The organism is Pseudomonas sp. F007 (assembly GCF_057814275.1).
Genome location: NZ_JBVATA010000004.1, coordinates 463332 through 481982 on the forward strand (window position 1 = coordinate 463332; position 18651 = coordinate 481982).

Consider the following 18651-nt stretch of genomic DNA (forward strand, 5'->3'; position numbering starts at 1 on the left):
CATGACTGCATTCCACACCCTGCCCCACGACCAGCAAGTTGCCCATCTGCACGATCTGGCCCGCCATGCCCTGCAACATTGGGACGGCCAGTTCGGCGAGATCGAGCTGGTGAAATTCCGCGAGAACGCGGTGTTCTCGGCGCGCCGCGATGACGGTCAGCGCGTCGCCCTGCGCATCCATCGCAACGGCTATCACTGCGCGGCGGCGTTGCGTTCCGAGCTGCTGTGGATGGACGCGTTGGCGGGCGCCGGCATTACCGTGCCGCAGATCATTCGCGCCCAGGATCACAGCCACTTGATCGAAGTCACCCACCAGGCCATCGGCGAATCGCGCCACATCGACATGCTCGCCTGGTTGCCGGGTGCCACCGCCGGCACCTCGGAAAACGGCGTGCAGGCCGACACCGAAATCGATTTCCTGTTCAACGAAGCCGGGGCGCTGGCGGCGCGGATTCACTTGCACTCGGCGCAATGGCAGCAGCCGGACGAGTTTGTCCGGCATGCCTGGGACGAGGAAGGCTTGATCGGCGCCAATCCGTTCTGGGGCCGCTTCTGGGAGCTGGGGCAACTCAGCGCCGAGCAGCGCGACTTGCTGCAAGAAGCCCGGCGCACGGCGCGTCGGGACTTGCGCCAGTACGGTCGGCACCTGGGCAATTTCGGCATGATTCACGCCGACCTGGTTCCGGAAAACCTGCTGATCGAAGGCCCGCGCCTGCGCCTGATCGACTTCGACGACGCCGGGTTTGGCTGGCACATGTTCGAGCTGGCCACGGCGCTGTACTTCTGCCTCGACGATCCGCGTTATGAGCAGATCAAGTCGGCACTGCTCGAGGGCTACCACGCGGTCAAGCCGCTGACCGAGGCCGACCGCCGGACCCTGGCGCTGTTCCTGATGCTGCGCGGCACCACCTACCTGGGTTGGATTCACACCCGCCAGGGCACGCCGACGGCGATTGAAATGGCACCGATGCTGATCGATCGGGCGTGCCGGTTGGCGCGGATGTATCTGCAGGCCTGACCTCTGTAGGAGCTGGCTTGCCAGCGAAACGGACAACTCGGTGCATCAGACGCACCGCCTTCGCCGTCAAGCCGGCTCCTACATCAATCACAACATCCAATCCATCCTCAAACCCCTGTAGGAGCTGGCTTGCCAGCGAACCCGGCTCCTCGGTGTGTCAGACACGCCGCCTTCGCCGGCAAGCCGGCTCCTACAGGGTGACCGATTGCAGGAGCGGGCGAGCCCGCGATGAACAATAACGCGCTCTCAGCAATGCGCCCCGGCATGTTCCAGGCGATGGAACAGGCGGTTGAAATACACCAGGCTATCGCGTGGTTCGCGCACGCCAACCTTGGTCAGCTCAACGAACATCACCGAGTGCGAACCGACTTCCTTGCACTCGCTGATCCGCCCTTCCAGCTGCACCAGCGCATCACGCAACACCGGTACGTCGCTGGCGCCGTCGTCCCACAGGTCCCAGGCAAAACGCTCGGCCATCGGCACCTGGGTCATACCGGCGAAGTGGCGGGCCAGCTCTTCCTGCTCGCCACACAGCACGTTGACGCACAGATGGCCGTTGGTGCGGAACACATCGTGGGTGGCGCTGTTGCGGTTGACGCAGACCAGCACCGTGGGCGGCGAGTCGGTCACCGAACATACGGCGCTGGCGGTGATGCCGCAGCGTCCGCCAGGGCCATTGGTGGTGATGATGTTCACCGCCGCAGGCAGTTGCGCCATGGCGTTGCGAAAGTCGATTTGCTGCTGGCTCAAGTCGGCCATGTCGATGCCCCTCCTCTCAGGAGAGCCGCGCTCTTGCGGCCCGTAGGTGATGGAACAAGACTACGGCGACAGGCTCGACGCGACCATTCTGACGAATCCCATGCCAGGGTTGGCTTTCCGCTAGTCGACTAGGTGGTTTCTTTATCGCATGGGCCGCTGACAGCGGTTATTCTGCTGACTGGCTGCACAAGATCAGCCAACGCTCGCTGCGCGTGCCCGCAGACGACAACAATAAATAGAAAATACCGTGGCCGTCCCGATGGAAACCCGCAAACCGATTGTTTATATCGTTGATGACGACAAAGACCTGCGCACTTCGCTGGCCTGGTTGCTCGAGTCCGTCAGTGTCCAGGCGCAGTGCTTCTCCGGCGCCGAAGAATTCCTCAACCAGTACGACCCCAAGCAGCCCGCCTGCCTGGTGCTCGACGTGCGCATGCCGGAAACCAGCGGCTTCCAGCTGCAGGAAATCCTCAACCAGCGTGGCAGCAGCCTGCCGACCATTTTCGTCTCGGCCCATGGCGACATTCCGATGTCGGTGGCAGCGATGAAAAACGGTGCGCTGGATTTCGTCGAGAAGCCCTACAACCCGCAGCAGATGATCGACCGCATCCAGACCGCGCTGAAGACCGCCGTGCACGCCCAGGCCGATCAGGCGCAGCGGCAGCACATGCAAGGCAAGCTGGCGCTGTTGACCGCCCGTGAGCGTGAGGTGTTGATGCTGGTGATCGATGGCAAGGCCAGCAAAGTGATCGCCCGCGAGCTGGACATCAGCGTCAAGACCGTGGATGTGCACCGGACCAAGATCAAGGAAAAGATGGGCGTGAGCAGCATCGCCATGCTGGTGCGCGAGGTGCTGCATTTACCGGTTGAGGAGCCGGGGAGGCATTGAGATTTTTGGGGGCCTTAAGGGCCCCATCGCGAGCAGGCTCGCTCCTACAAGGGGTCACTCGATCCACTGTAGGAGCGAGCCTGCTCGCGATGAACGATAACGCGGTATTAGATCTGGCTATACCGCTTGCGATACGCCCCCGGCGACACCCCGAAGCGCGATTTGAACGCCGACGAGAAATAGCTCGAATCCGAGAATCCCCAGGCATAACACAGCGCCGAGAGCTTCTGCTCGCCGTCGGCACTGCGCAGGTTTTCCGCGCAGAAATCCAGGCGCCGGTGCTTGATGTACTGCGCCACCACCAGGCCGCGCTTGGAGAACATCCGGTACAGACCGCGCACCGACACTCCCACTTCCCGAGCAATCAGTTCCGGGCACAGCTCCTCGTCGCCAAGATGGGCATCGATGAATGCGATGATCTTGCGGAATTGCCGCTCATGGGGATCGGCAGCGCTGTCACGGGCGCTGATCCCGGGCAACAGCAGGCTGGCCAGGGCATCCAGCACTGCCTCGCTCTCCTGCATTTCCAGGCCTTCCTGCTGGCAGGTATCGAGCACCAGCTTGTTCGCCAGCGCCGCCAGCGGGGTGCTGGCCGACAGACGCGTGGCGCAGTTGATGCTGCTCAGGTGGGAGCCGCGTTCGAGCACCTGGCGCGGCAGGATCAGCGACAGCTGGCGCGAATCCTCGTTGTAGATCATGTCGCTGGGGCGGCTGGCGTCAATCAGGGCGATGTCGCCACAGCCGAGCAAGGCGCGGTTGTCGCCCTGCTCCAGTTGCGAGCTGCCGCGCATCTGGAACACCGCATAGTAATGGCCGTCGCTGCTGGTGCTGACGTCCTTGCTGGTGCGATACAGGTGCACGTGGGCCATGTCGACCACGCTGAGGTTGATCGCACCGCTGTGAAATTCCGTCAGTTCGCCATAGAAATCACTGTCCAGGGCCCGGGCATCGAAACGCCCACAGGCCTGGTTCACCTGGCTCAACCAACTTTCGAACGCCTCATTGCGCACCGTCGATGCTGTAATCATGATCGCAAGGCCTCAAGTCTCTTGTTGTTATTGTCGACCGCTTCAGCGAGCGGTTCGGTCACACGGTTATTGCTCTGGCCATCGCCTCCCTCGATGGCCGCCGGGCGCCTATTCAACAGGCACCGGCGTCGGCTTTCCAGCCTTCCCTGACTTAGATATCCAATACCAGACGAGCGGAGAGCGCCCGGGAAACACAGGCGCAGATCTGCTTGTTGGAGGCCTTTTCCTTGTTCGACAAACAGTTGTCGCGGTGCTCCGGCACGCCGTCGAGTACTTCGACGATGCAGGTGCCGCAGATGCCTTCGCGGCACTCGGTGTCGATGTCGCAGCCGTGGGCTTGCAGCACGTCGACCAGGCTGGTGTTGGCCGGCACTTGCAGGACCACGCCAGAGCTGGCCAGCTCCACTTCGAAGGTACCGGCCGGTGCGCTGTTGGCGGCCGGGTCGGCGGCGAAGTGTTCGAGGTGAATCGCGTCGTCGCTGCGGGTGCGCGCGGCCACTTCCACCACTTTGTTCATGAACGGCGCCGGGCCACAGGTGTAGACGTGGGCGGCGAGACTGGCGCGGTCGAGGCAGGCACTGAGGGCGCCATCGAGGTCAGCCGGTTCGATGCCGTAGTGGAACTCGACGTGATCGGCAAACTCGCTGGCCAACAGTTCGGCAAAGGCGGCGTACTGCGCCGAGCGGGCGAAGTAATGCAGGCGATACGGCTGGCCGCTTTCCGCCAGTCGATAGGCCATGCTCAGCAGCGGCGTGACGCCAATGCCGGCTGCGAACAGCACATGCTCGGCAGCACTGTCATCGAGGCGGAACAGGTTGCGCGGCGCGCCCATCTCCAGTTCCATGCCCTCTTCGACCTGCTCATGCAAGGCCAGGGAACCGCCGCGCGATTGCGCTTCTTTTTTCACCGCCACCAGGTAGGCGCGGCGATCCTGCGGTGGACTGCACAGGGAATACTGGCGGGTCACCCCGGTCGGCCCGGTCAGGTCGACGTGGGCACCCGGCTCATAGGTGTCGAGCGGCTGGCCGTCACTGCGCACGAGGCGAAAGGAACGGATATCCAGCGCTTCGTCGACGATCCTTTCGATCTTCACCTTCATCATTGCGTCACCTGAATACTATTTTTGTTGATAAACACAGCAACCTGTAGGAGCTGGCTTGTCGGGTCGCCGCATCGCAGCGAAGGCACACTTCGGATTTGTATCGCCTTTGCTGAAGCCTTCGCCGGCAAGCCGGCTCCTACAAGGGGCATTTTCCACGCCCCGGTTCAGCGCATGAACAAGCCGCCGTTGACGTCCAGGCACGCGCCGGTCACCGAGGTCGCGTTATCGGCGATCAGCAGCAGCACGCTGTCGGCGATGAACTCGGGATTACCGAGGGCGCCGGTCGGGATCATTTTCAGGATCTGCTCAAGGCGCTCCGGGGCCACGGATTCGCGGACCACCGGCAAGTCCAGCGGACCTGGCGAGATGCTGTTGACGGTGACGCCCTGCGGCGCCAGTTCGCGGGCGAAGACTTTGGTCAGGGTCGCCACGCCGCCCTTGGCCGCCGCGTAATGCGCGCCGGTGGCGGTGCCGCCGTTCTGTCCGGCCAGGGAAGCGATGTTGACGATGCGCCCGAAACCGCGCTCGGCGAAATGCGCACCGAACACCTGGCAGGCGACAAACGTGCCGCGCAGGTTGATCGCCATCGACTCGTCGAACTCTTCGGGGGTGATCTCCATCAGCGCTGCAACCTTCGACACGCCGGCGTTGTTCACCAGAATGTCGGTGCCGCCCCAACGCTCGGCGAGCAGGTCACGGGCACGTTGAAAGTCCGCCTTATTACGCACATCCAGCTCGATAGCGACGGCGGTAGCGCCGCTGCTGTCCAGCTCGGCGGCCAGTTGCTGCACGCCTTCAGGGCGTACATCGGCCAGGCCGACGCGATAACCCGCTGCGTGCAAGCGACGAGCGATGCATTCGCCCAATCCGCGGGAGGCACCGGTGATCAATGCGACTCGACTCATGATGCAATCCTCACAGCAGGAAACCGAGCGCGCTCAGGCTGTCGGTGGAGTTGATCAACCGCACCACCTTGCGCTCCAGCGATGGCACGCCGTCGGTGAAACGGATGCGGTGGTTGAGGTCGGCCACGAACGGCGTGTGCACCCCACGTTTGTAGGCGTACAGCAGCTGCGCCGAGTTGACTTCGACGATGTCGCCAGCGGCTTCCACCAGGCGGAAACGCGAGACGGTGCGGATGGTTTTTGCCGCGTCCACCGCCGACGGCGAATAGCCGGCGGTCAGGCGTTCGATGCGCAGCTCGCGCATGCGCGCATCGTCGTAGGCGTAGTTGAGGGTCGCCTCGAAATCCTCGGTATCCGGGTCGATCGGCACGATGTACTTGCCGCTCTCACTCCACAGGGTCGCCCACTCGGCGTAGTGCTTGTGATCGAGCAGCTCGGCTTCGCGCCAGATGAATTCGATGGCCTGGGCCAGCGGGCCGGTGAAGCCGTTCAGGGTGTCGTGATTGCTCATTGGCTCATCATCCTTTTCCACATGTCGTAGGCACCGCGCATGCCGCCTTCGTCGGTGGCGTGGCTGACTTTGTCGCCGTTCTCAGCGGTGATTTCCCGATTCAGGCCACGGTTGACCAGGATCGGCGCATCGACGCCGGCATACGAGCCGCGCTGCACGCGATCCCAGGCCTCGGCATCGTCAGGGCTGCCGAAACCGAACGGGCCCTGGAAGTGTTCGTGGATACGCATGCGTTCGCGGTTGGCGATTTCCGGGCCGCCGTCCATGCCCAGGGCCACGTGACGGATCTCGGTTTCGGTGACCGACACCGGGCGCAGCACGCGGAAGAACGACATCGACATCGCCACGTTGGGGAACAGGTTCAGGTTGAACCCGGCGCCGTGCAGCGAGCGCACGATGCGTCGAACCTGATCGGCCGGCATGCTTTTCGACAGCGCTTCGGTGACGTGGGCAAAGCGCTCCTGCAACTGCTCGGTGCCGTCGTCGTGATCGAGGTCGACGTGCTCCGGGACCATCACCATCACGCTGTGGCCGTTGCCCAGGGAGTGGGTCACCGCTTGTTCGTCGGTCATGAACGAGAGCATTTCCGAGGTTTCTTCATCCACCGACGACATGAACGACTTGTGCACGATCGGGAAGTGGTAACCGTCGGTGGTGTTTTCCAGCTGGATCTTCCAGTTGCCCTTGAAGCTGAACTTGTGTTCGCCCTGGGTCTTGATCGGGTAGCCGGCGCCCTGCTTCATGAACAGGTCCATCCAGTGTTTGGCGCCGTCGAGGAAGTCTTCCAGCGGCTCGATCTCGTCGTTGTAGCTGGCGAAGATCATGCCGGCGTAGCTTTCGACGCGCAGGCTGGTCAGCGGCAGTTCGGATTTCTCGAGGATACCTTCATAGCCGTCCGGATACGGCAGCGCGCGCAGCTTGCCGTCCAGGCCATAGGACCAGCTGTGGTACGGGCAGGTGAAACCGGTGGCGTTGCCCTTGTGCTTCTCGCACACCGTGGCGCCACGGTGACGGCAGCGGTTTTCCAGGACATTGATGGTGTTCTTCTTGTCACGCACCACGATCACCGGACGACGGCCGATGGTCGCGGTCTTGAAATCGCCGCTGTTGCGCACTTCGCTTTCGTGGGCAACCCACACCCAGGTGCGGTAGAAAATCTTCTCCAGCTCGGCTTCGAACAGCGCCGGGTCGTTGTACAGCGAAACGTCGACGCGGTCGTGCTGGACCAGCTGTTCGGGGCTTCTCGACGTCGCGATCAGCGGGTATTCATGAGTGCTCATGCGGTTCTCCTCATGGCTTGTTTTTATGATGAGTGTTGGTCCCGGGGGCTAACCGAGCATGCTCTGTTGCAGGTGCGCACCGAAGGCGCAGACCATTTCGTCCTGACCCTTGCGACCGACAATCTGCAGGCCGACTTTCAGCCCGCCACAGTCCAGCTCCACCGGCACCGACAGCGCCGGATGACCGCTCAAATTGAACGGCCGCACCAGCGGCGTCATACCGGCCACGGCCTTGCTGCCGGCGCGGGCTTCGCTGAGGGTCGGTGGCAGGCTCGGCAGTGTTGGCAAGAGCAATACGGCGAAATCTTCCAGCGCCGCATCCACCTGGCGAGTGAAGCGTTCACGTACCGTTTCGGCTTCGGCCAGGTCCTGGCGCGAGGTGCGGCTGGCCGCCAGCAAACGGCTTTCGACGTCGGCGCCGATCAGGCCTTTGCCGGTCAGGTGGCCGAAGGCGGCCCAGTTTTCAAAATTGATCACCGTCAGCCCGGCAATGAATGCCGCTTCGAATTCGCTCAACTGCAGGTGGCTGCGGCGCCATCCGGCACGGTCCGCAGCGGCGCCGAGGCTGGCTTGCAAATGGGCGTCGCAAGCGACATCGAGGAAGCCGACTTTGGCGCCATCGCCGGGCGAACCTTGTACGTTGAAGCCCGGACAGATCACCTGCATCGCGGCGATCAGATCGTCCATGTTCCGGGCGAACGGCCCGACGCAATCGAGGCTCGATTCCAGCGGGTGTGCACCGACGCGACTGACCCGCCCATAAGTCGGCTTCAATCCGGCCACCCCGCAGCAGGCCGCCGGTACGCGCACCGACCCCCCGGTGTCGGTGCCGATGGCGATGTCCGCCAGGCCCGCGGCAACTGCCGCGGCCGAGCCGCTGGAAGAACCGCCCGGCACCCGGTCAGGGGCTTGTGGGTTGATCGGGGTGCCGGTCCAGTCGTTGATCCCGGTCACGCCGAACGCCAGTTCGTGCAGGTTGGTCTTGCCGACGATCTGCCAGCCGGCGTCGAGAATCGCATCGACCACTTCGGCGTTTTTTATTGCCGGTGCAGCCTCGGCAAACACCCGGCTACCCGAGCGGGTTGGATGCCCGGCGATGTCGATCGAATCCTTGATCGCCACGCGCTTGCCGTGGCCCCCCAGGAGGAATTCGCTGATGAAGGTACTCATGGGCGCAGCTCCAGGTTCAACAGGCGCTGGGTGCGGAAATGCGCGATCTGCCAAGTGCCGTCAACGCAGTGGAAATCAATGTTCAACCGGGTGCCAAACAGCTCGTGGCGGCCATCGGCGTAGGTGGAAATCTGCTGCATGATCCACTGCCCCTGCGCGCCCTCGCCGTCGACCACAATCGACTCGCTGGTGAGGTAGTGCAGGTTCAGCTGGAAGTGATCGGACGGCGGCAGGTAACCGCCGACAAACGCCGCGATCGCCTCGCGTCCGCGGTGCTGGCCGAAGGTCTGCGCGGTCTGGGTGCCGAGGCCTTCCCAGATCGCGTCCTCGGTAAACAGGTGTGCCAGGTCACGGGCCTCGACCGGCGCCCGCGGCACATCGCACAGGTCCATGTAGCGCGCCATCAGGCGGCGCACTGCACTTTCCCCTTCGAGCGTCGCCAGACGCTGCAGCAAGGCCTCGTTCATGACTTACACCTTGGCCGCGTCAGGGATGGTCAGCGGACGGCCGATGCGCGCTTCGACCTTGGCATAGCGCCACAGGCTGTACTCGTTGACCGGCGTGGTGCGGAACAGGTTGCAGGCGTCGATCACCGTCTGGTGGCAGTCGACGTCGGCCATGATGTACACGGTCCAGGGCGAGGTGGTGGACGGGCCGACCATCAGGCGGTCGTCGTCCATGGCGCCGAGCACGGTGATCCCGGGCATCGCGCCGAGGTCGCCCATCATTTTGCTGAAGCCCTTCCAGACGCTCAGGCCTTCGCCGGTGGGCAGGTCGAAAAAGTTCTGGGTGATGCCGATGCAGAAGACGACGCGCAACGGTTCCTGGGTAACTTGGGACATGACGGTAATCCTTGAATGAGTGAAAGAAGTCAGATGTAGCCCGGGAACGGCTGGACGCCGAGAAACACCGAGCCGGCGCCGTCGTACAGGCCTTCGCTGAGGAAGGCGTGCTGGGTCACCACCATCGAGTCGCGCAGGTAGCGTTGCAGCGGATGGCGCAAGTAAATCGCGGTGGTCCCGGCCAGGCTGTAGGCGCTCTGCACCACAGCAGCGCCGGCCTGGGACACGTGAATCGCCGACAGACGCAGCAGGCTGGTCTGCTCTGCGGTGACCGGATTGCCGGCCAGAATCGAGTTCCACACCTGCTCAGTCGCGCCGTAGAAGAACGAGCGTGCGGCGCTGAGGGTGGCTTCGGCCTTGGCCACTTCGATGCGCACGTAGGCACGGTCGGCCAGTTTCGGCGCGCCGGTGATCCCGCCGCCGTTGGCCATGCGGCTGATTTCGTCGAGGGCGGCGCGGGCCAGGCCGAGGTTGACCACGGCCAGCACTTGCGCGGCGTAGGCAATCGAGGGGTAGCGGAACAGCGGCTCGTCGATGGTGGCGGCGCCGCCACGAATGAAGGTCCAGCGGTCTTCGACGAATTGCTCGCTGACACGCAGGTCGTGGCTGCCGGTGCCTTTGAGGCCGACCACGTCCCAGTTTTCGATGATCTCGACCTGGCTGGCCGGGAACACGGCGGTGCGAGGCTTGCCGCCGGCGGCGCTGGCGCCAATGCCGACACCGAGCAAGTCCGCGCCCTTGCAGCCGCTGGCGAATTTCCAGGTGCCGTTGACCTGCCAGCCGCCTTCGACCACCTGCGCCGGTTGCAACGGGAACAGGCCGCCGGCGAACACCAGGTCCGGGCTGTCGGCGTAGAGTTCGGCGAGGGTTTCCGGGGGCAAGGCCGCCAGGTACACGCCGGCGCTGCCGAAGCTGGCAACCCAACCGGCGGAGCCGTCGGCTTCGGAGATGCGCTCGATCATCTGCAGGAACAGGCCCGGCGCCAGGGCGTCGCCGCCGAAGCATTTTGGCGTGGCGGCACGATAGATGCCGACCTGCTTGAAGCGCTCGATCATGTCCCGAGGCACGTGTGACAAGGCGTCGAACTCTTCACGACGTTCACGCACCTCGGCCAGCACCTGCTGAAACAACGGACTGTCGAGCATCGGCTCGACCGGATCGCAAACCTGATCTTGTTGGACGACAGCTGAGCGCAGCATGGGCGAATTCTCCGTTGTGCTTATTCTTGGAAGGCCCCACCTGTCCCTGTAGGAGCGAGCTTGCTCGCGAAAAACTTCCAGACGGCGCGCCGAATCAGACAGAACGCGTAATCGTTGACGTCCATCGCGAGCAAGCTCGCTCCTACAAGGGGGAAAGGTGAAGTCAGGGATGGTGACCCTTGCATTGCGGCCCAGTGTAAAAACCCCGCCCACGCCCAACTATTGGTGCGTGCAGCCCCCCGCCTAAAGAAAACCCCTAGTGCGACAGCGGTTACTTCTGAGCGCATCCCCAGGCGCGAGCGGGTATAAAAAGCCATACTTGGCCCACCCCGGCCGGAACCCGCTGCTGCAAAGGGCTGCGCAATGTATTTGCCAAAACCGAACGACTTTTATGCGCTGATCGAGGCCATGCCGCTGTGCATCATTCTTCATGACGCGCACACCAAGGAGATCCTCTGGGCCAACGCCGCTGCCCTGGCGGCGCTGGGCTTTACCCTGGAAGAACTGACCCCGCTCAAGGCCCCGGACATGACCCGCGATGCGCCGAAGTACCGCCGTTCCGTGGGCCTGCGCTGGCTGGAGGGCGCCGCGCGCACCGGGCAGCGGGCCATCGAGTGGTGCTATCGCTCCAAGCAGGGGGTGGAGATTCTGTCCGAGGCGGTGGCGACCCTGGTTCATCTGGACGGCCGCGATGTGCTGATGGTGCAGTTCCGCGACATCTCCAAGGAAGACAAGGTCAAGCGCGACCTCAAGCGCTTCGAAAGTCGCCTCAAGGCTTTTATGCAGGACCTGGCCGAAGGCGTGGCGGTGCTTGGGGCCGAGGGTGAGATCCGCTTTATCAGCGACTCTGGCGCCCATCTGCTCAATGGCGAAGAACAGCACCTACTGGGCGAAAACTTCCTTGACTGGTGCGACGAGACTTCGCGCCAACGCCTGCTCCAGCAACTGGGCAACGTGTCGCCGGAGCACGCGCCCTTCGCCGTGCACTATCGGGTGCAACGGCGCGACGGCGAATGGCGCTGGCACGACGCGACCTGCCGCTACATCGAAATCGAAGACGACCTGGCCGGCCACCTGCTGCTGTTCCGCGATGTCACCGAACAGGTGCAGGCGGAAGAAGCGCGGCGCCTCAGCGAGCAGAAACTCGAATACCTGGCGCGCTACAACGCCATGGGCGAAATGGCCGTGGCGATTGCCCACGAACTCAGCCAACCGCTGGCCGCCACCCGCAACTTTATCGAGGGCGCGGTGATTCGCCTCGGTGCCAGCGCCGACACCGATCAGGGCGTGACCTGGGGTCTGCAGAACGCGGTGCGGCAGATCGAACACGCCTCGGTGATCATCAAGAGCGTGCGCGACTACGTGGTCAAACTCGAACAAAGCGAAGAGCAGGTCGACCTCAACGAGCTGCTGCGTGAAACCCGGTACTTCATCAGTTTGCGCGCCGACCCGAGCCGGGTCCGGGTGGAAATCGTCCCCTCGCCCACGCCACTGCGGGTCAGTTGCGAAAAAGTGCTGATCGGCCAGGTGATCCTCAACCTGGCCTTCAACGCCATCGAAGAAATGGCCGACTTGCCAATTGAGCGCCGGCTGTTGCGGATTCATGCCAGCCAGGACCAGGACGTCGCGCTGGTGCGCATCGAAGACTGCGGCCGGGGCATCCAGGCCCAGGCGCAGGAGAAGCTGTTCGACGGCTTTTTCTCGTCAAAAGTCAGCGGCAACGGCATCGGCCTGGCGCTGTGCAAAAACATCATCGGCCGCCACCGGGGCGATATCTGGGCACAAAACCTCGAGCCCTGCGGCGCGGTCTTCAGCTTCTCCCTGCCCCTTTCAGCCCCGTGCTGAGCCTGTCCTGCCAGGCGCTTGTGCCGGTTTGATGACACTGGCACAGACACACAAACACTTGGCAGGCAGGGCAATTCTCCCGCCGGCGGCGCGGACTAGAATCAAACCGTGAAAATCTGCCAAAGCACCCGCGATCCGCGTTACCAACAATTCAGGAAGTTCCCCTTATGCGAACAAACAGGATCTCCGTACAGTCAGCGCTAGGCCTGAGCCTGCTTGTACTCGGTTTGAACAGTGCCCGCGCGGATCTGCCGCCGGACACCATTGGCCAGACCGTGCTGGCGTTTCCGCCGGAAGCGCACCGCGCATTCGTGGTCGACGTCGAGTTCGAAAGCTTCGTCGCGGGCCGCGTGACCGTGGTCGACCCGGACCAGAAACGCGTGCTGGGCATGGTGCCGACCGGTTTCGCCGCACCATCGGCCTTGAGCCACGACAAGAAGACCCTCTACAGCGCCGACATCTGGTATTCCCGTGGCACCCGCGGCGTGCGCACCGACGTGCTGACCGCCTGGGACAGCTCGACTCTGTCGCCGGCCTGGGAAGTGCTGATCCCGAACAAGCGAGCCGAGTCGCTGACCCAGCGCTACGGCCTGAAGACCAGCGGCGACGACAAGTTCGTCTATGTCTACAACTTCACCCCGTCGACCTCGGTGACCGTGGTCGACACCCAGGCCAAAACGGTGGCGACGGAAATCGCGATCCCTGGATGCGTGCTCAACTACCCGGTGGGCAACCGCCGCTTCGCCTCGCTGTGCGGTGACGGCAGCCTGCAGGTGGTGACCCTCAACGACCAGGGCCAGGAAACCGCGCGCAGCCGCACGCCGTTCTTCGACCCGAACGCGGAGCGACTGGTGGAACGCGCGGTCAACGTCGGCGACACCTACTACTTCACGACCACTACCGGCACCGTGCGCCCGGTGGATTTCGCCGGCGATGCGCCGAAGATCCTGCCGGCCTGGTCGCTGGTGTCCGAGGAAGAGCAGAAGGCCGGCTGGGCCCCCGGTGGCTGGCAGCTGATGGCCGTGGCGCCTAAGCTGGATCGTCTGTATGTGCTGATGCACGACGCCCACGAACCGATGAAGTGGGAAGACCCGAGCACGCTGATCTGGGCGTTCGATCTCAAGACCCACAAAAAGGTCGGCACCCTGGAAGCGCCGGTTCCGGTATGGAGCATGCAGGCCACTGGCGACGACAAACCGCTGCTGCTCGGCGCCGACGTGGAAGGCGGTCTGCAGATCTTTGACCTGAAGACCAACACACACACCGGCAGCATGGCCAAGGTCGCAAAAACCGCGACTCAGGTCATGAGCTACTAAGAGGTTCGGCCATGCACATCGATCCGATCTTCATCATTGCCAGCGCCATCGCCATCGCGGTGTTGCTGGCCAGTGCCGCGACCCACAAGGTCCGTGCACCGGCGCGCTTCGCCCGGCAACTGGCGGATTACCAACTGCTGCCCCAGGCGCTGGTGCGTCCGAGCGCACGCCTGGTGCCGGTAGTGGAGCTGGGCATTGCCTTCGCCCTGCTGGTGCCGCTCAGCCGCAACTGGGCCGCACTCGCGGCGGCGGGCTTGCTGGCGCTGTACGCCGCCGCCATCGGCATCAACCTGTGGCGCGGTCGCGCCGACATCGACTGCGGCTGCGCCGGCCCCGACCAGGCCCAGCCATTGCGTCCGGTGCTGCTGGTGCGCAACAGCGCCCTGGTGGCCCTGGCGCTGCTGGCCAGCGTGGCACCGGTGGCCCGCGACCTGACCCTGTTCGACGGTTTCGTGACCCTCGCCGCTGCCGCTGTCGCGCTGCTGATCTACGCCGCCGCCGATGGCTTGCTGGCGAACTCCCCTCTTCTGCTCAAATTGATTGGTAGGTAATCAAAATGGAAGGCTTGATCGTTTCCAACATTCTGCTCTGGGTTTTATTGGTGGTCGTGGCGTTTGTCGTCATGGGCCTGGTTCGTCAGATCGGCGTCCTCCACGGTCGCCTGGCGCCAGCCGGCGCGCTGATGGTCGACAAAGGCGTGGCGGTCAACGAACCGGCGCCGCAAATCACCGCCAGCGACCGCAAGGGCCGTCCGGTGAACTTCGGTTATGCCGGCGAGAAATCGCAACTGCTGTTCTTCCTCTCGCCGACCTGCCCGATCTGCAAGTCGCTGCTGCCGGCGATCAAATCCATCGCCAAGGAACAGGCCGGCACCCTCGACGTGGTGTTCGTCAGCGATGGCGACATGGACGCCCAGCAAGCGCTGATCCGCGAGCACAAGCTCGAAGACGCCACCTACGTGGTCGGCCCGGAAGTCGGCATGACCTACCAGATCGGCAAGCTGCCGTACGCCGCGCTGATCGACAAGGCCGGCACCCTGCGCGCCAAGGGCCTGGTCAACTCCCGCGAGCACCTGGACAGCCTGTTCGAAGTCGAGCACCTGAAGCACGCCACCCTGCAGCAGTACCTCAACGCGCAGCCCCACGACCACGACCATAGCCACGGCCACAGCCACTGATAAGGCAGGGAGACCTTTATGAAACTGCTGGATCTGTTGTTTGAGCGCTCCACCCGCCGTGTCGCCGACACCACCTCGCGGCGCAAATTGCTGTCGCGCATGGGCTCGCTGATGGTCGCCGGTGCTGCCCTGCCCTTGCTGCTGCCACTGGACCGCACCAGCAAGGCACTGGCCGCCACCGACCCGAAAGCCGGTGACCCGGGCGATCCGAACAGCTGCGACTACTGGCGCTACTGCTCCATCGACGGCTTCCTGTGCAGCTGCTGCGGAGGTTCGGTGACGTCCTGCCCACCGGGCACCGAAGCCTCGCAGGTGACCTGGATCGGCACCTGCCGCAACCCGGCCGACGGCAAGGACTACATCATTTCGTACAACGACTGCTGCGGTAAGCAAAGCTGCGCCCAGTGCGCCTGCACCCGCAACGACAGTGAAGAACCGGCCTACCGCCCGTTCAACAACAACGATGTGAACTGGTGCCTGGCCGCCAAATCCCACATCTACCACTGCACCGTCTCGATCATACGCGGCGTCGCCGTGTAAACCGGCTCGTTTCGCCGGGGGCACCTACTCCCGGCTTTTTTTTCAGTCCTGCATCGTTTTTTTATTGGTTACACAGACCAGGGGTTTGTCATGGGTAAATTGCTCCTCATCGCGCTGATCTGCTCCCTGAGCGCCCCGACCGCCTTCGCCCGCGCCATCCCCGTCCCGGGCCAGCGCCACGCACCGGGCAACGAAGCGCCGCAAACCCCGATCGCCCAGGCCGGCTACAGCGTCGGCGTGAACTACCAGTTGCAGTGCGCCGGTTGCCATCTGGGCGACGGCAGCGGTTCGGCGGCCAACGACACGCCACGCATGAAGGGCTTCGTCGGCAACTTCCTGAAAGTCCCCGGTGGCCGCGAGTTTCTGGTACGGGTGCCGGGCATGTCGCAATCGGCCCTGGACAACGCGCAACTGGCCGACCTGCTCAATTGGCTGATGCGTGAAGACGGCATGGCCGGCAGCAGTCGCCCGGCGGATTACCAGCCGTACACCGCTGACGAAGTGACGAAACTGCGCGCCCAGACCATGCTCAATTTGCCCGGCACTCGCAGCGAATTGATCAAGGCCATGCGCGCGCAGGGCATCGCGATTGATGACGGGATGAATTACTGAGGCTGATGCACCGGCGCGACGGCAAACGGGTCTTCACTTGACGCCCCCGCTGCCGGCGCCAACCGCACTGCGTTGCGCCCCAACTCCTTCGCCTCGTACAGCGCCGCATCGGCCCTGGCCAACAGGCTCGCCGGGCTGTCGCCGGCAGCCGGTATCACGCAACACACGCCGATACTGATGCGCACCGCAATACTTGCCTGATCGTACTGCGCCGGGTGCTCGGCCAATGAGGCGCGCAGGTCGTCGAGGACACTCATGGCGCCTTCGGCATTGGCGCAGGGCAGCAACAGCAGGAACTCCTCGCCGCCGTAGCGACCGATGCTGTCGGACTTGCGTAGGCGTCGGGTGAGATGATTGACGCAGTGGCAAATCACCTCATCGCCCGCCAGATGACCGTACTCGTCATTGATTTGCTTGAAGTGGTCGATGTCGATCATCGCCACCGCCAGGCAGGATTCTTCGCGGCGCGAACGCTCCACTTCCTTGGCGAACTGCTCGATGATCGCCCGCCGGTTGAGAATGCCGGTCAGCACATCGCGCAAGGCCATGTGCTGCAGCAACGACTCGCTACGTTCCTTGGCCAACAGCACCAGGCCGAGGGAAATCATCATCGCGGTGAAGGTGCCGATACTCACCGAGATGGTCTGCTTGAGGTTGCTGACGTCGTAGCGCATCTCGGCAGCGCCACCGCCGAGCACGGCAACGATGCGCATGCCCAGGCCGATCAGGCTGATGCTCGACCCAATGATCAACAGCATCCGCGCCCGCCCCTGGGCCGGCACATAGCGCCGCGTCCAGTGGATGATCAGCGCGCATTGCAGCATCAACACCAGGGTGGCGGCGAGCATGCGCGGTTCCAGGGTATCGATCAGGCTGATCATCGCCAGCAGCATCACCGCCGGCGGCGCGAACACCCGCCACCAGGGCACCGGCAACTCGACAATGCGAAACACACTGGCGCTGTAACAGGCCAGCGCCAGCGCCAACAGGCTGTTGGCCAGGCCGTAGGTAAACCACAGCGGTGCATGTCCGTAGAAGGTGTAGCCGACGTAGGCCAGCGCATGGGCGAGCAAACCGAAACCAATGGTCAGCAAGCCATCACGCCGGTTGAACTGACCCACCAGAATCAGACAGAACGCCATGATCGTCGCCACGAGCGCGACACAGGCAAACAAGGTGGGGGTATGGGCAATCATCGGGCTTCACCGGGCGCTGGCATTTACCTCAGGTTAGGCCAATCGGCTGGACTGGCTGCAGGACCTGAGCCACAGGCAGAACAAACCGGCCGTCAACGGCGGCCAGACAAGGAAAGCCGCCTCGCGGTAGTCGAACATTTCGTAGATGACCCGCGACAGATCGATGTCCGCGCTGATTGCCACCTGAAATAGCGCGTTGCCCATGATGAGGCAAAACATCCCCACGCCCATGGCCCCCAACACAAACAGCGTCCTTTCCAGCAGGATCTTTTGACCATCGTTCATCGCAACGTCCCTGATTGAAGTGTGGGGCATGAGTCCTTTCTGGCCAGCGTCACGGGCCGTGCCGAAGGTGGGCGACGGTAAAATATCAGAACGCCATTAGTGCAGACAGTAGTTCATTGCGGATGCGGGGGAGTATTTTTTGACGTCAGAAAGGCACACGCAGTGGTCGTTCCGCCTTCGCGGTTCAAGCGTTGCGCAATGCCTCGATCAACTGCGCCTTGCGCATCGTCGACCGCCCGGCAATCTGCTGCGCGCCCGCCCGGCTCATCAATTCAGCCTTGGTCAGATCCTCAAGACGTTGGCCTGCCCTCGCCTCGCCCCGGCGGCTGACACTGGCACGACGGGCAGAGGATTTGCGGGCCTTGGCCTTGGTTTCGATACTGGTCTTCTGCCCCGAACCACCTTTGCGCTCACCACCGCCGGACTGCTTGTTGAGTGTCGCCCAGGCACGACTCTGCGCTTGCGCTGTAGAAAGCCCCTTGGCCTCGTAGCTTTCCTCGATGTATTCGGCTGTGCGCTTTTACTTGTCTGTGTACTTGGCTTTGTCACCGCGCGGCATGAGTGAGTCCTCCGGATTTAAAGTCATAGCGACTTATGCGCTGGAAACTCTTTTTGCGGGTCTGTTCGGATGGGGTGACCGGTGGTGTGGGGAATTCGGAGGTGGGTGGCGTTTTGACGTGTAAAGAAGGGTTTTGCAAATCGCAGAAAGCAAAAAGGGGTCACCGTTTCCGGTGACCCCTCTAGACCGCCCAGCAGAGCGGATTTTGTTTGGTAGGCGCGATTGGACTCGAACCAACGACCCCCACCATGTCAAGGTGGTGCTCTAACCAACTGAGCTACGTGCCTGCTGTGAGGCGGCATTCTACGGAATTCCGGAGGGGTGTCAACACCTTTTTTCAGCTAACCCTATGAATATGCAAAATATTTAATTTCGACCCGACAAACTCGGATTTCCGCTGGCTGGCCGTGGGTTTTCA

The 18651-nt window shown here is 63.2% G+C and carries 21 protein-coding genes and 1 tRNA gene; 8 read left to right on the top strand and 14 right to left on the bottom strand.

All coding sequences use genetic code 11. The features are described from left to right. The first annotated feature begins 1 nt into the window (after position 1). The gene (locus ACZYR5_RS12355; RefSeq protein ID WP_489089654.1) at positions 2–1018 is read left to right on the top strand and encodes a phosphotransferase enzyme family protein; all 1017 of its coding nucleotides are present in this window, start codon (positions 2–4) and stop codon (positions 1016–1018) included. Between the two features lie 246 nt (positions 1019–1264). Here ACZYR5_RS12355 and hpaC read toward each other — a convergent pair whose 3' ends face one another. Continuing rightward, entirely contained in the window at positions 1265–1777 is a 513-nt protein-coding gene (gene hpaC, locus ACZYR5_RS12360; RefSeq protein WP_489089653.1) for a 4-hydroxyphenylacetate 3-monooxygenase, reductase component, read from the bottom strand. 259 nt (positions 1778–2036) lie between these two features. Here hpaC and ACZYR5_RS12365 point away from each other — a divergent pair, with 259 nt between their 5' ends. Further along, positions 2037–2666, top strand: a complete 630-nt coding sequence (locus ACZYR5_RS12365; RefSeq protein WP_489089965.1) for a response regulator transcription factor — start codon at positions 2037–2039, stop codon at positions 2664–2666. Positions 2667–2773: 107 nt separating this feature from the next. Here ACZYR5_RS12365 and feaR read toward each other — a convergent pair whose 3' ends face one another. From feaR to ACZYR5_RS12410, 9 genes are all read right to left on the bottom strand, one after another. Beyond that, complete coding sequence (gene feaR / locus ACZYR5_RS12370; RefSeq protein WP_489089652.1) at positions 2774–3694, bottom strand: transcriptional regulator FeaR; 921 nt, start codon at positions 3692–3694, stop codon at positions 2774–2776. Between the two features lie 151 nt (positions 3695–3845). Next, a complete protein-coding gene (locus tag ACZYR5_RS12375; RefSeq protein ID WP_489089651.1) occupies positions 3846–4796 on the bottom strand; it encodes a PDR/VanB family oxidoreductase in 951 nt (316 codons plus the stop codon). Positions 4797–4960: 164 nt separating this feature from the next. Then, a complete protein-coding gene (locus tag ACZYR5_RS12380; protein WP_489089650.1) occupies positions 4961–5701 on the bottom strand; it encodes an SDR family NAD(P)-dependent oxidoreductase in 741 nt (246 codons plus the stop codon). Positions 5702–5711: 10 nt separating this feature from the next. Beyond that, on the bottom strand, positions 5712–6212 hold the full coding sequence (locus tag ACZYR5_RS12385; protein ID WP_489089649.1) for an aromatic-ring-hydroxylating dioxygenase subunit beta: 501 nt from the start codon (positions 6210–6212) through the stop codon (positions 5712–5714). Beyond that, positions 6209–7492: an aromatic ring-hydroxylating oxygenase subunit alpha gene (locus ACZYR5_RS12390; protein WP_489089648.1), complete on the bottom strand. Its 1284-nt coding sequence runs from the start codon at positions 7490–7492 to the stop codon at positions 6209–6211. The genes ACZYR5_RS12385 and ACZYR5_RS12390 overlap by 4 nt, the downstream gene beginning before the upstream one ends. 48 nt (positions 7493–7540) lie before the next feature. Next, on the bottom strand, positions 7541–8662 hold the full coding sequence (locus ACZYR5_RS12395; RefSeq protein ID WP_489089647.1) for an amidase: 1122 nt from the start codon (positions 8660–8662) through the stop codon (positions 7541–7543). After that, a complete protein-coding gene (locus ACZYR5_RS12400; RefSeq protein WP_489089646.1) occupies positions 8659–9129 on the bottom strand; it encodes a nuclear transport factor 2 family protein in 471 nt (156 codons plus the stop codon). Before ACZYR5_RS12400 ends, ACZYR5_RS12395 begins: the two co-directional genes overlap by 4 nt. A gap of 3 nt (positions 9130–9132) precedes the next feature. Beyond that, positions 9133–9504: a hypothetical protein gene (locus tag ACZYR5_RS12405; protein WP_489089645.1), complete on the bottom strand. Its 372-nt coding sequence runs from the start codon at positions 9502–9504 to the stop codon at positions 9133–9135. A gap of 29 nt (positions 9505–9533) precedes the next feature. Next, positions 9534–10703 carry an acyl-CoA dehydrogenase family protein gene (locus tag ACZYR5_RS12410; protein ID WP_489089644.1) on the bottom strand — a complete coding sequence of 390 codons (1170 nt, stop codon included), beginning with the start codon at positions 10701–10703 and terminating at the stop codon, positions 9534–9536. A gap of 363 nt (positions 10704–11066) precedes the next feature. Here ACZYR5_RS12410 and ACZYR5_RS12415 point away from each other — a divergent pair, with 363 nt between their 5' ends. The 6 genes from ACZYR5_RS12415 to ACZYR5_RS12440 all read left to right on the top strand — a co-directional run bounded on the left by ACZYR5_RS12415 (position 11067) and on the right by ACZYR5_RS12440 (position 16193). Beyond that, positions 11067–12548 (top strand): sensor histidine kinase, encoded by a 1482-nt coding sequence (locus ACZYR5_RS12415; protein ID WP_489089643.1) that lies wholly within the window; start codon positions 11067–11069, stop codon positions 12546–12548. Between the two features lie 167 nt (positions 12549–12715). Then, the gene (locus tag ACZYR5_RS12420) at positions 12716–13864 is read left to right on the top strand and encodes an amine dehydrogenase large subunit (protein WP_489089642.1); all 1149 of its coding nucleotides are present in this window, start codon (positions 12716–12718) and stop codon (positions 13862–13864) included. 11 nt (positions 13865–13875) lie between these two features. Beyond that, positions 13876–14415, top strand: a complete 540-nt coding sequence (locus ACZYR5_RS12425; protein WP_489089641.1) for a MauE/DoxX family redox-associated membrane protein — start codon at positions 13876–13878, stop codon at positions 14413–14415. A 5-nt stretch (positions 14416–14420) separates the two neighbouring features. Further along, the gene (mauD, locus tag ACZYR5_RS12430; protein ID WP_489089640.1) at positions 14421–15041 is read left to right on the top strand and encodes a methylamine dehydrogenase accessory protein MauD; all 621 of its coding nucleotides are present in this window, start codon (positions 14421–14423) and stop codon (positions 15039–15041) included. A gap of 18 nt (positions 15042–15059) precedes the next feature. Further along, positions 15060–15581 carry a methylamine dehydrogenase light chain gene (locus tag ACZYR5_RS12435; RefSeq protein ID WP_027620621.1) on the top strand — a complete coding sequence of 174 codons (522 nt, stop codon included), beginning with the start codon at positions 15060–15062 and terminating at the stop codon, positions 15579–15581. Between the two features lie 90 nt (positions 15582–15671). Then, positions 15672–16193 carry a cytochrome C gene (locus ACZYR5_RS12440; protein ID WP_489089639.1) on the top strand — a complete coding sequence of 174 codons (522 nt, stop codon included), beginning with the start codon at positions 15672–15674 and terminating at the stop codon, positions 16191–16193. On the opposite strand, the gene ACZYR5_RS12445 is transcribed toward ACZYR5_RS12440, so the two are convergent. The 4 genes from ACZYR5_RS12445 to ACZYR5_RS12460 form a co-directional block, all read right to left on the bottom strand. Next, complete coding sequence (locus ACZYR5_RS12445; RefSeq protein ID WP_489089638.1) at positions 16187–17389, bottom strand: GGDEF domain-containing protein; 1203 nt, start codon at positions 17387–17389, stop codon at positions 16187–16189. The two genes, ACZYR5_RS12440 and ACZYR5_RS12445, sit on opposite strands and share 7 nt — an antisense overlap. Positions 17390–17422: 33 nt before the next feature. Beyond that, positions 17423–17674 carry a hypothetical protein gene (locus ACZYR5_RS12450; RefSeq protein ID WP_489089637.1) on the bottom strand — a complete coding sequence of 84 codons (252 nt, stop codon included), beginning with the start codon at positions 17672–17674 and terminating at the stop codon, positions 17423–17425. Positions 17675–17858: 184 nt separating this feature from the next. Beyond that, a complete protein-coding gene (locus ACZYR5_RS12455; RefSeq protein ID WP_489089964.1) occupies positions 17859–18176 on the bottom strand; it encodes a termination factor Rho in 318 nt (105 codons plus the stop codon). A gap of 267 nt (positions 18177–18443) precedes the next feature. Beyond that, positions 18444–18520: transfer RNA gene (locus ACZYR5_RS12460), tRNA-Val, on the bottom strand. Between the last annotated feature and the right edge of the window lie 131 nt (positions 18521–18651).

Coding starts and splice junctions, on each gene's coding strand:
- ACZYR5_RS12355 (WP_489089654.1), top strand. CDS start 2: ATGACTGCATTCCACACCCTGCCCCACGACCAGCAAGTTGCCCATCTG.
- hpaC (WP_489089653.1), bottom strand. CDS start 1,777: ATGGCCGACTTGAGCCAGCAGCAAATCGACTTTCGCAACGCCATGGCG.
- ACZYR5_RS12365 (WP_489089965.1), top strand. CDS start 2,037: ATGGAAACCCGCAAACCGATTGTTTATATCGTTGATGACGACAAAGAC.
- feaR (WP_489089652.1), bottom strand. CDS start 3,694: ATGATTACAGCATCGACGGTGCGCAATGAGGCGTTCGAAAGTTGGTTG.
- ACZYR5_RS12375 (WP_489089651.1), bottom strand. CDS start 4,796: ATGATGAAGGTGAAGATCGAAAGGATCGTCGACGAAGCGCTGGATATC.
- ACZYR5_RS12380 (WP_489089650.1), bottom strand. CDS start 5,701: ATGAGTCGAGTCGCATTGATCACCGGTGCCTCCCGCGGATTGGGCGAA.
- ACZYR5_RS12385 (WP_489089649.1), bottom strand. CDS start 6,212: ATGAGCAATCACGACACCCTGAACGGCTTCACCGGCCCGCTGGCCCAG.
- ACZYR5_RS12390 (WP_489089648.1), bottom strand. CDS start 7,492: ATGAGCACTCATGAATACCCGCTGATCGCGACGTCGAGAAGCCCCGAA.
- ACZYR5_RS12395 (WP_489089647.1), bottom strand. CDS start 8,662: ATGAGTACCTTCATCAGCGAATTCCTCCTGGGGGGCCACGGCAAGCGC.
- ACZYR5_RS12400 (WP_489089646.1), bottom strand. CDS start 9,129: ATGAACGAGGCCTTGCTGCAGCGTCTGGCGACGCTCGAAGGGGAAAGT.
- ACZYR5_RS12405 (WP_489089645.1), bottom strand. CDS start 9,504: ATGTCCCAAGTTACCCAGGAACCGTTGCGCGTCGTCTTCTGCATCGGC.
- ACZYR5_RS12410 (WP_489089644.1), bottom strand. CDS start 10,703: ATGCTGCGCTCAGCTGTCGTCCAACAAGATCAGGTTTGCGATCCGGTC.
- ACZYR5_RS12415 (WP_489089643.1), top strand. CDS start 11,067: ATGTATTTGCCAAAACCGAACGACTTTTATGCGCTGATCGAGGCCATG.
- ACZYR5_RS12420 (WP_489089642.1), top strand. CDS start 12,716: ATGCGAACAAACAGGATCTCCGTACAGTCAGCGCTAGGCCTGAGCCTG.
- ACZYR5_RS12425 (WP_489089641.1), top strand. CDS start 13,876: ATGCACATCGATCCGATCTTCATCATTGCCAGCGCCATCGCCATCGCG.
- mauD (WP_489089640.1), top strand. CDS start 14,421: ATGGAAGGCTTGATCGTTTCCAACATTCTGCTCTGGGTTTTATTGGTG.
- ACZYR5_RS12435 (WP_027620621.1), top strand. CDS start 15,060: ATGAAACTGCTGGATCTGTTGTTTGAGCGCTCCACCCGCCGTGTCGCC.
- ACZYR5_RS12440 (WP_489089639.1), top strand. CDS start 15,672: ATGGGTAAATTGCTCCTCATCGCGCTGATCTGCTCCCTGAGCGCCCCG.
- ACZYR5_RS12445 (WP_489089638.1), bottom strand. CDS start 17,389: ATGATTGCCCATACCCCCACCTTGTTTGCCTGTGTCGCGCTCGTGGCG.
- ACZYR5_RS12450 (WP_489089637.1), bottom strand. CDS start 17,674: ATGAACGATGGTCAAAAGATCCTGCTGGAAAGGACGCTGTTTGTGTTG.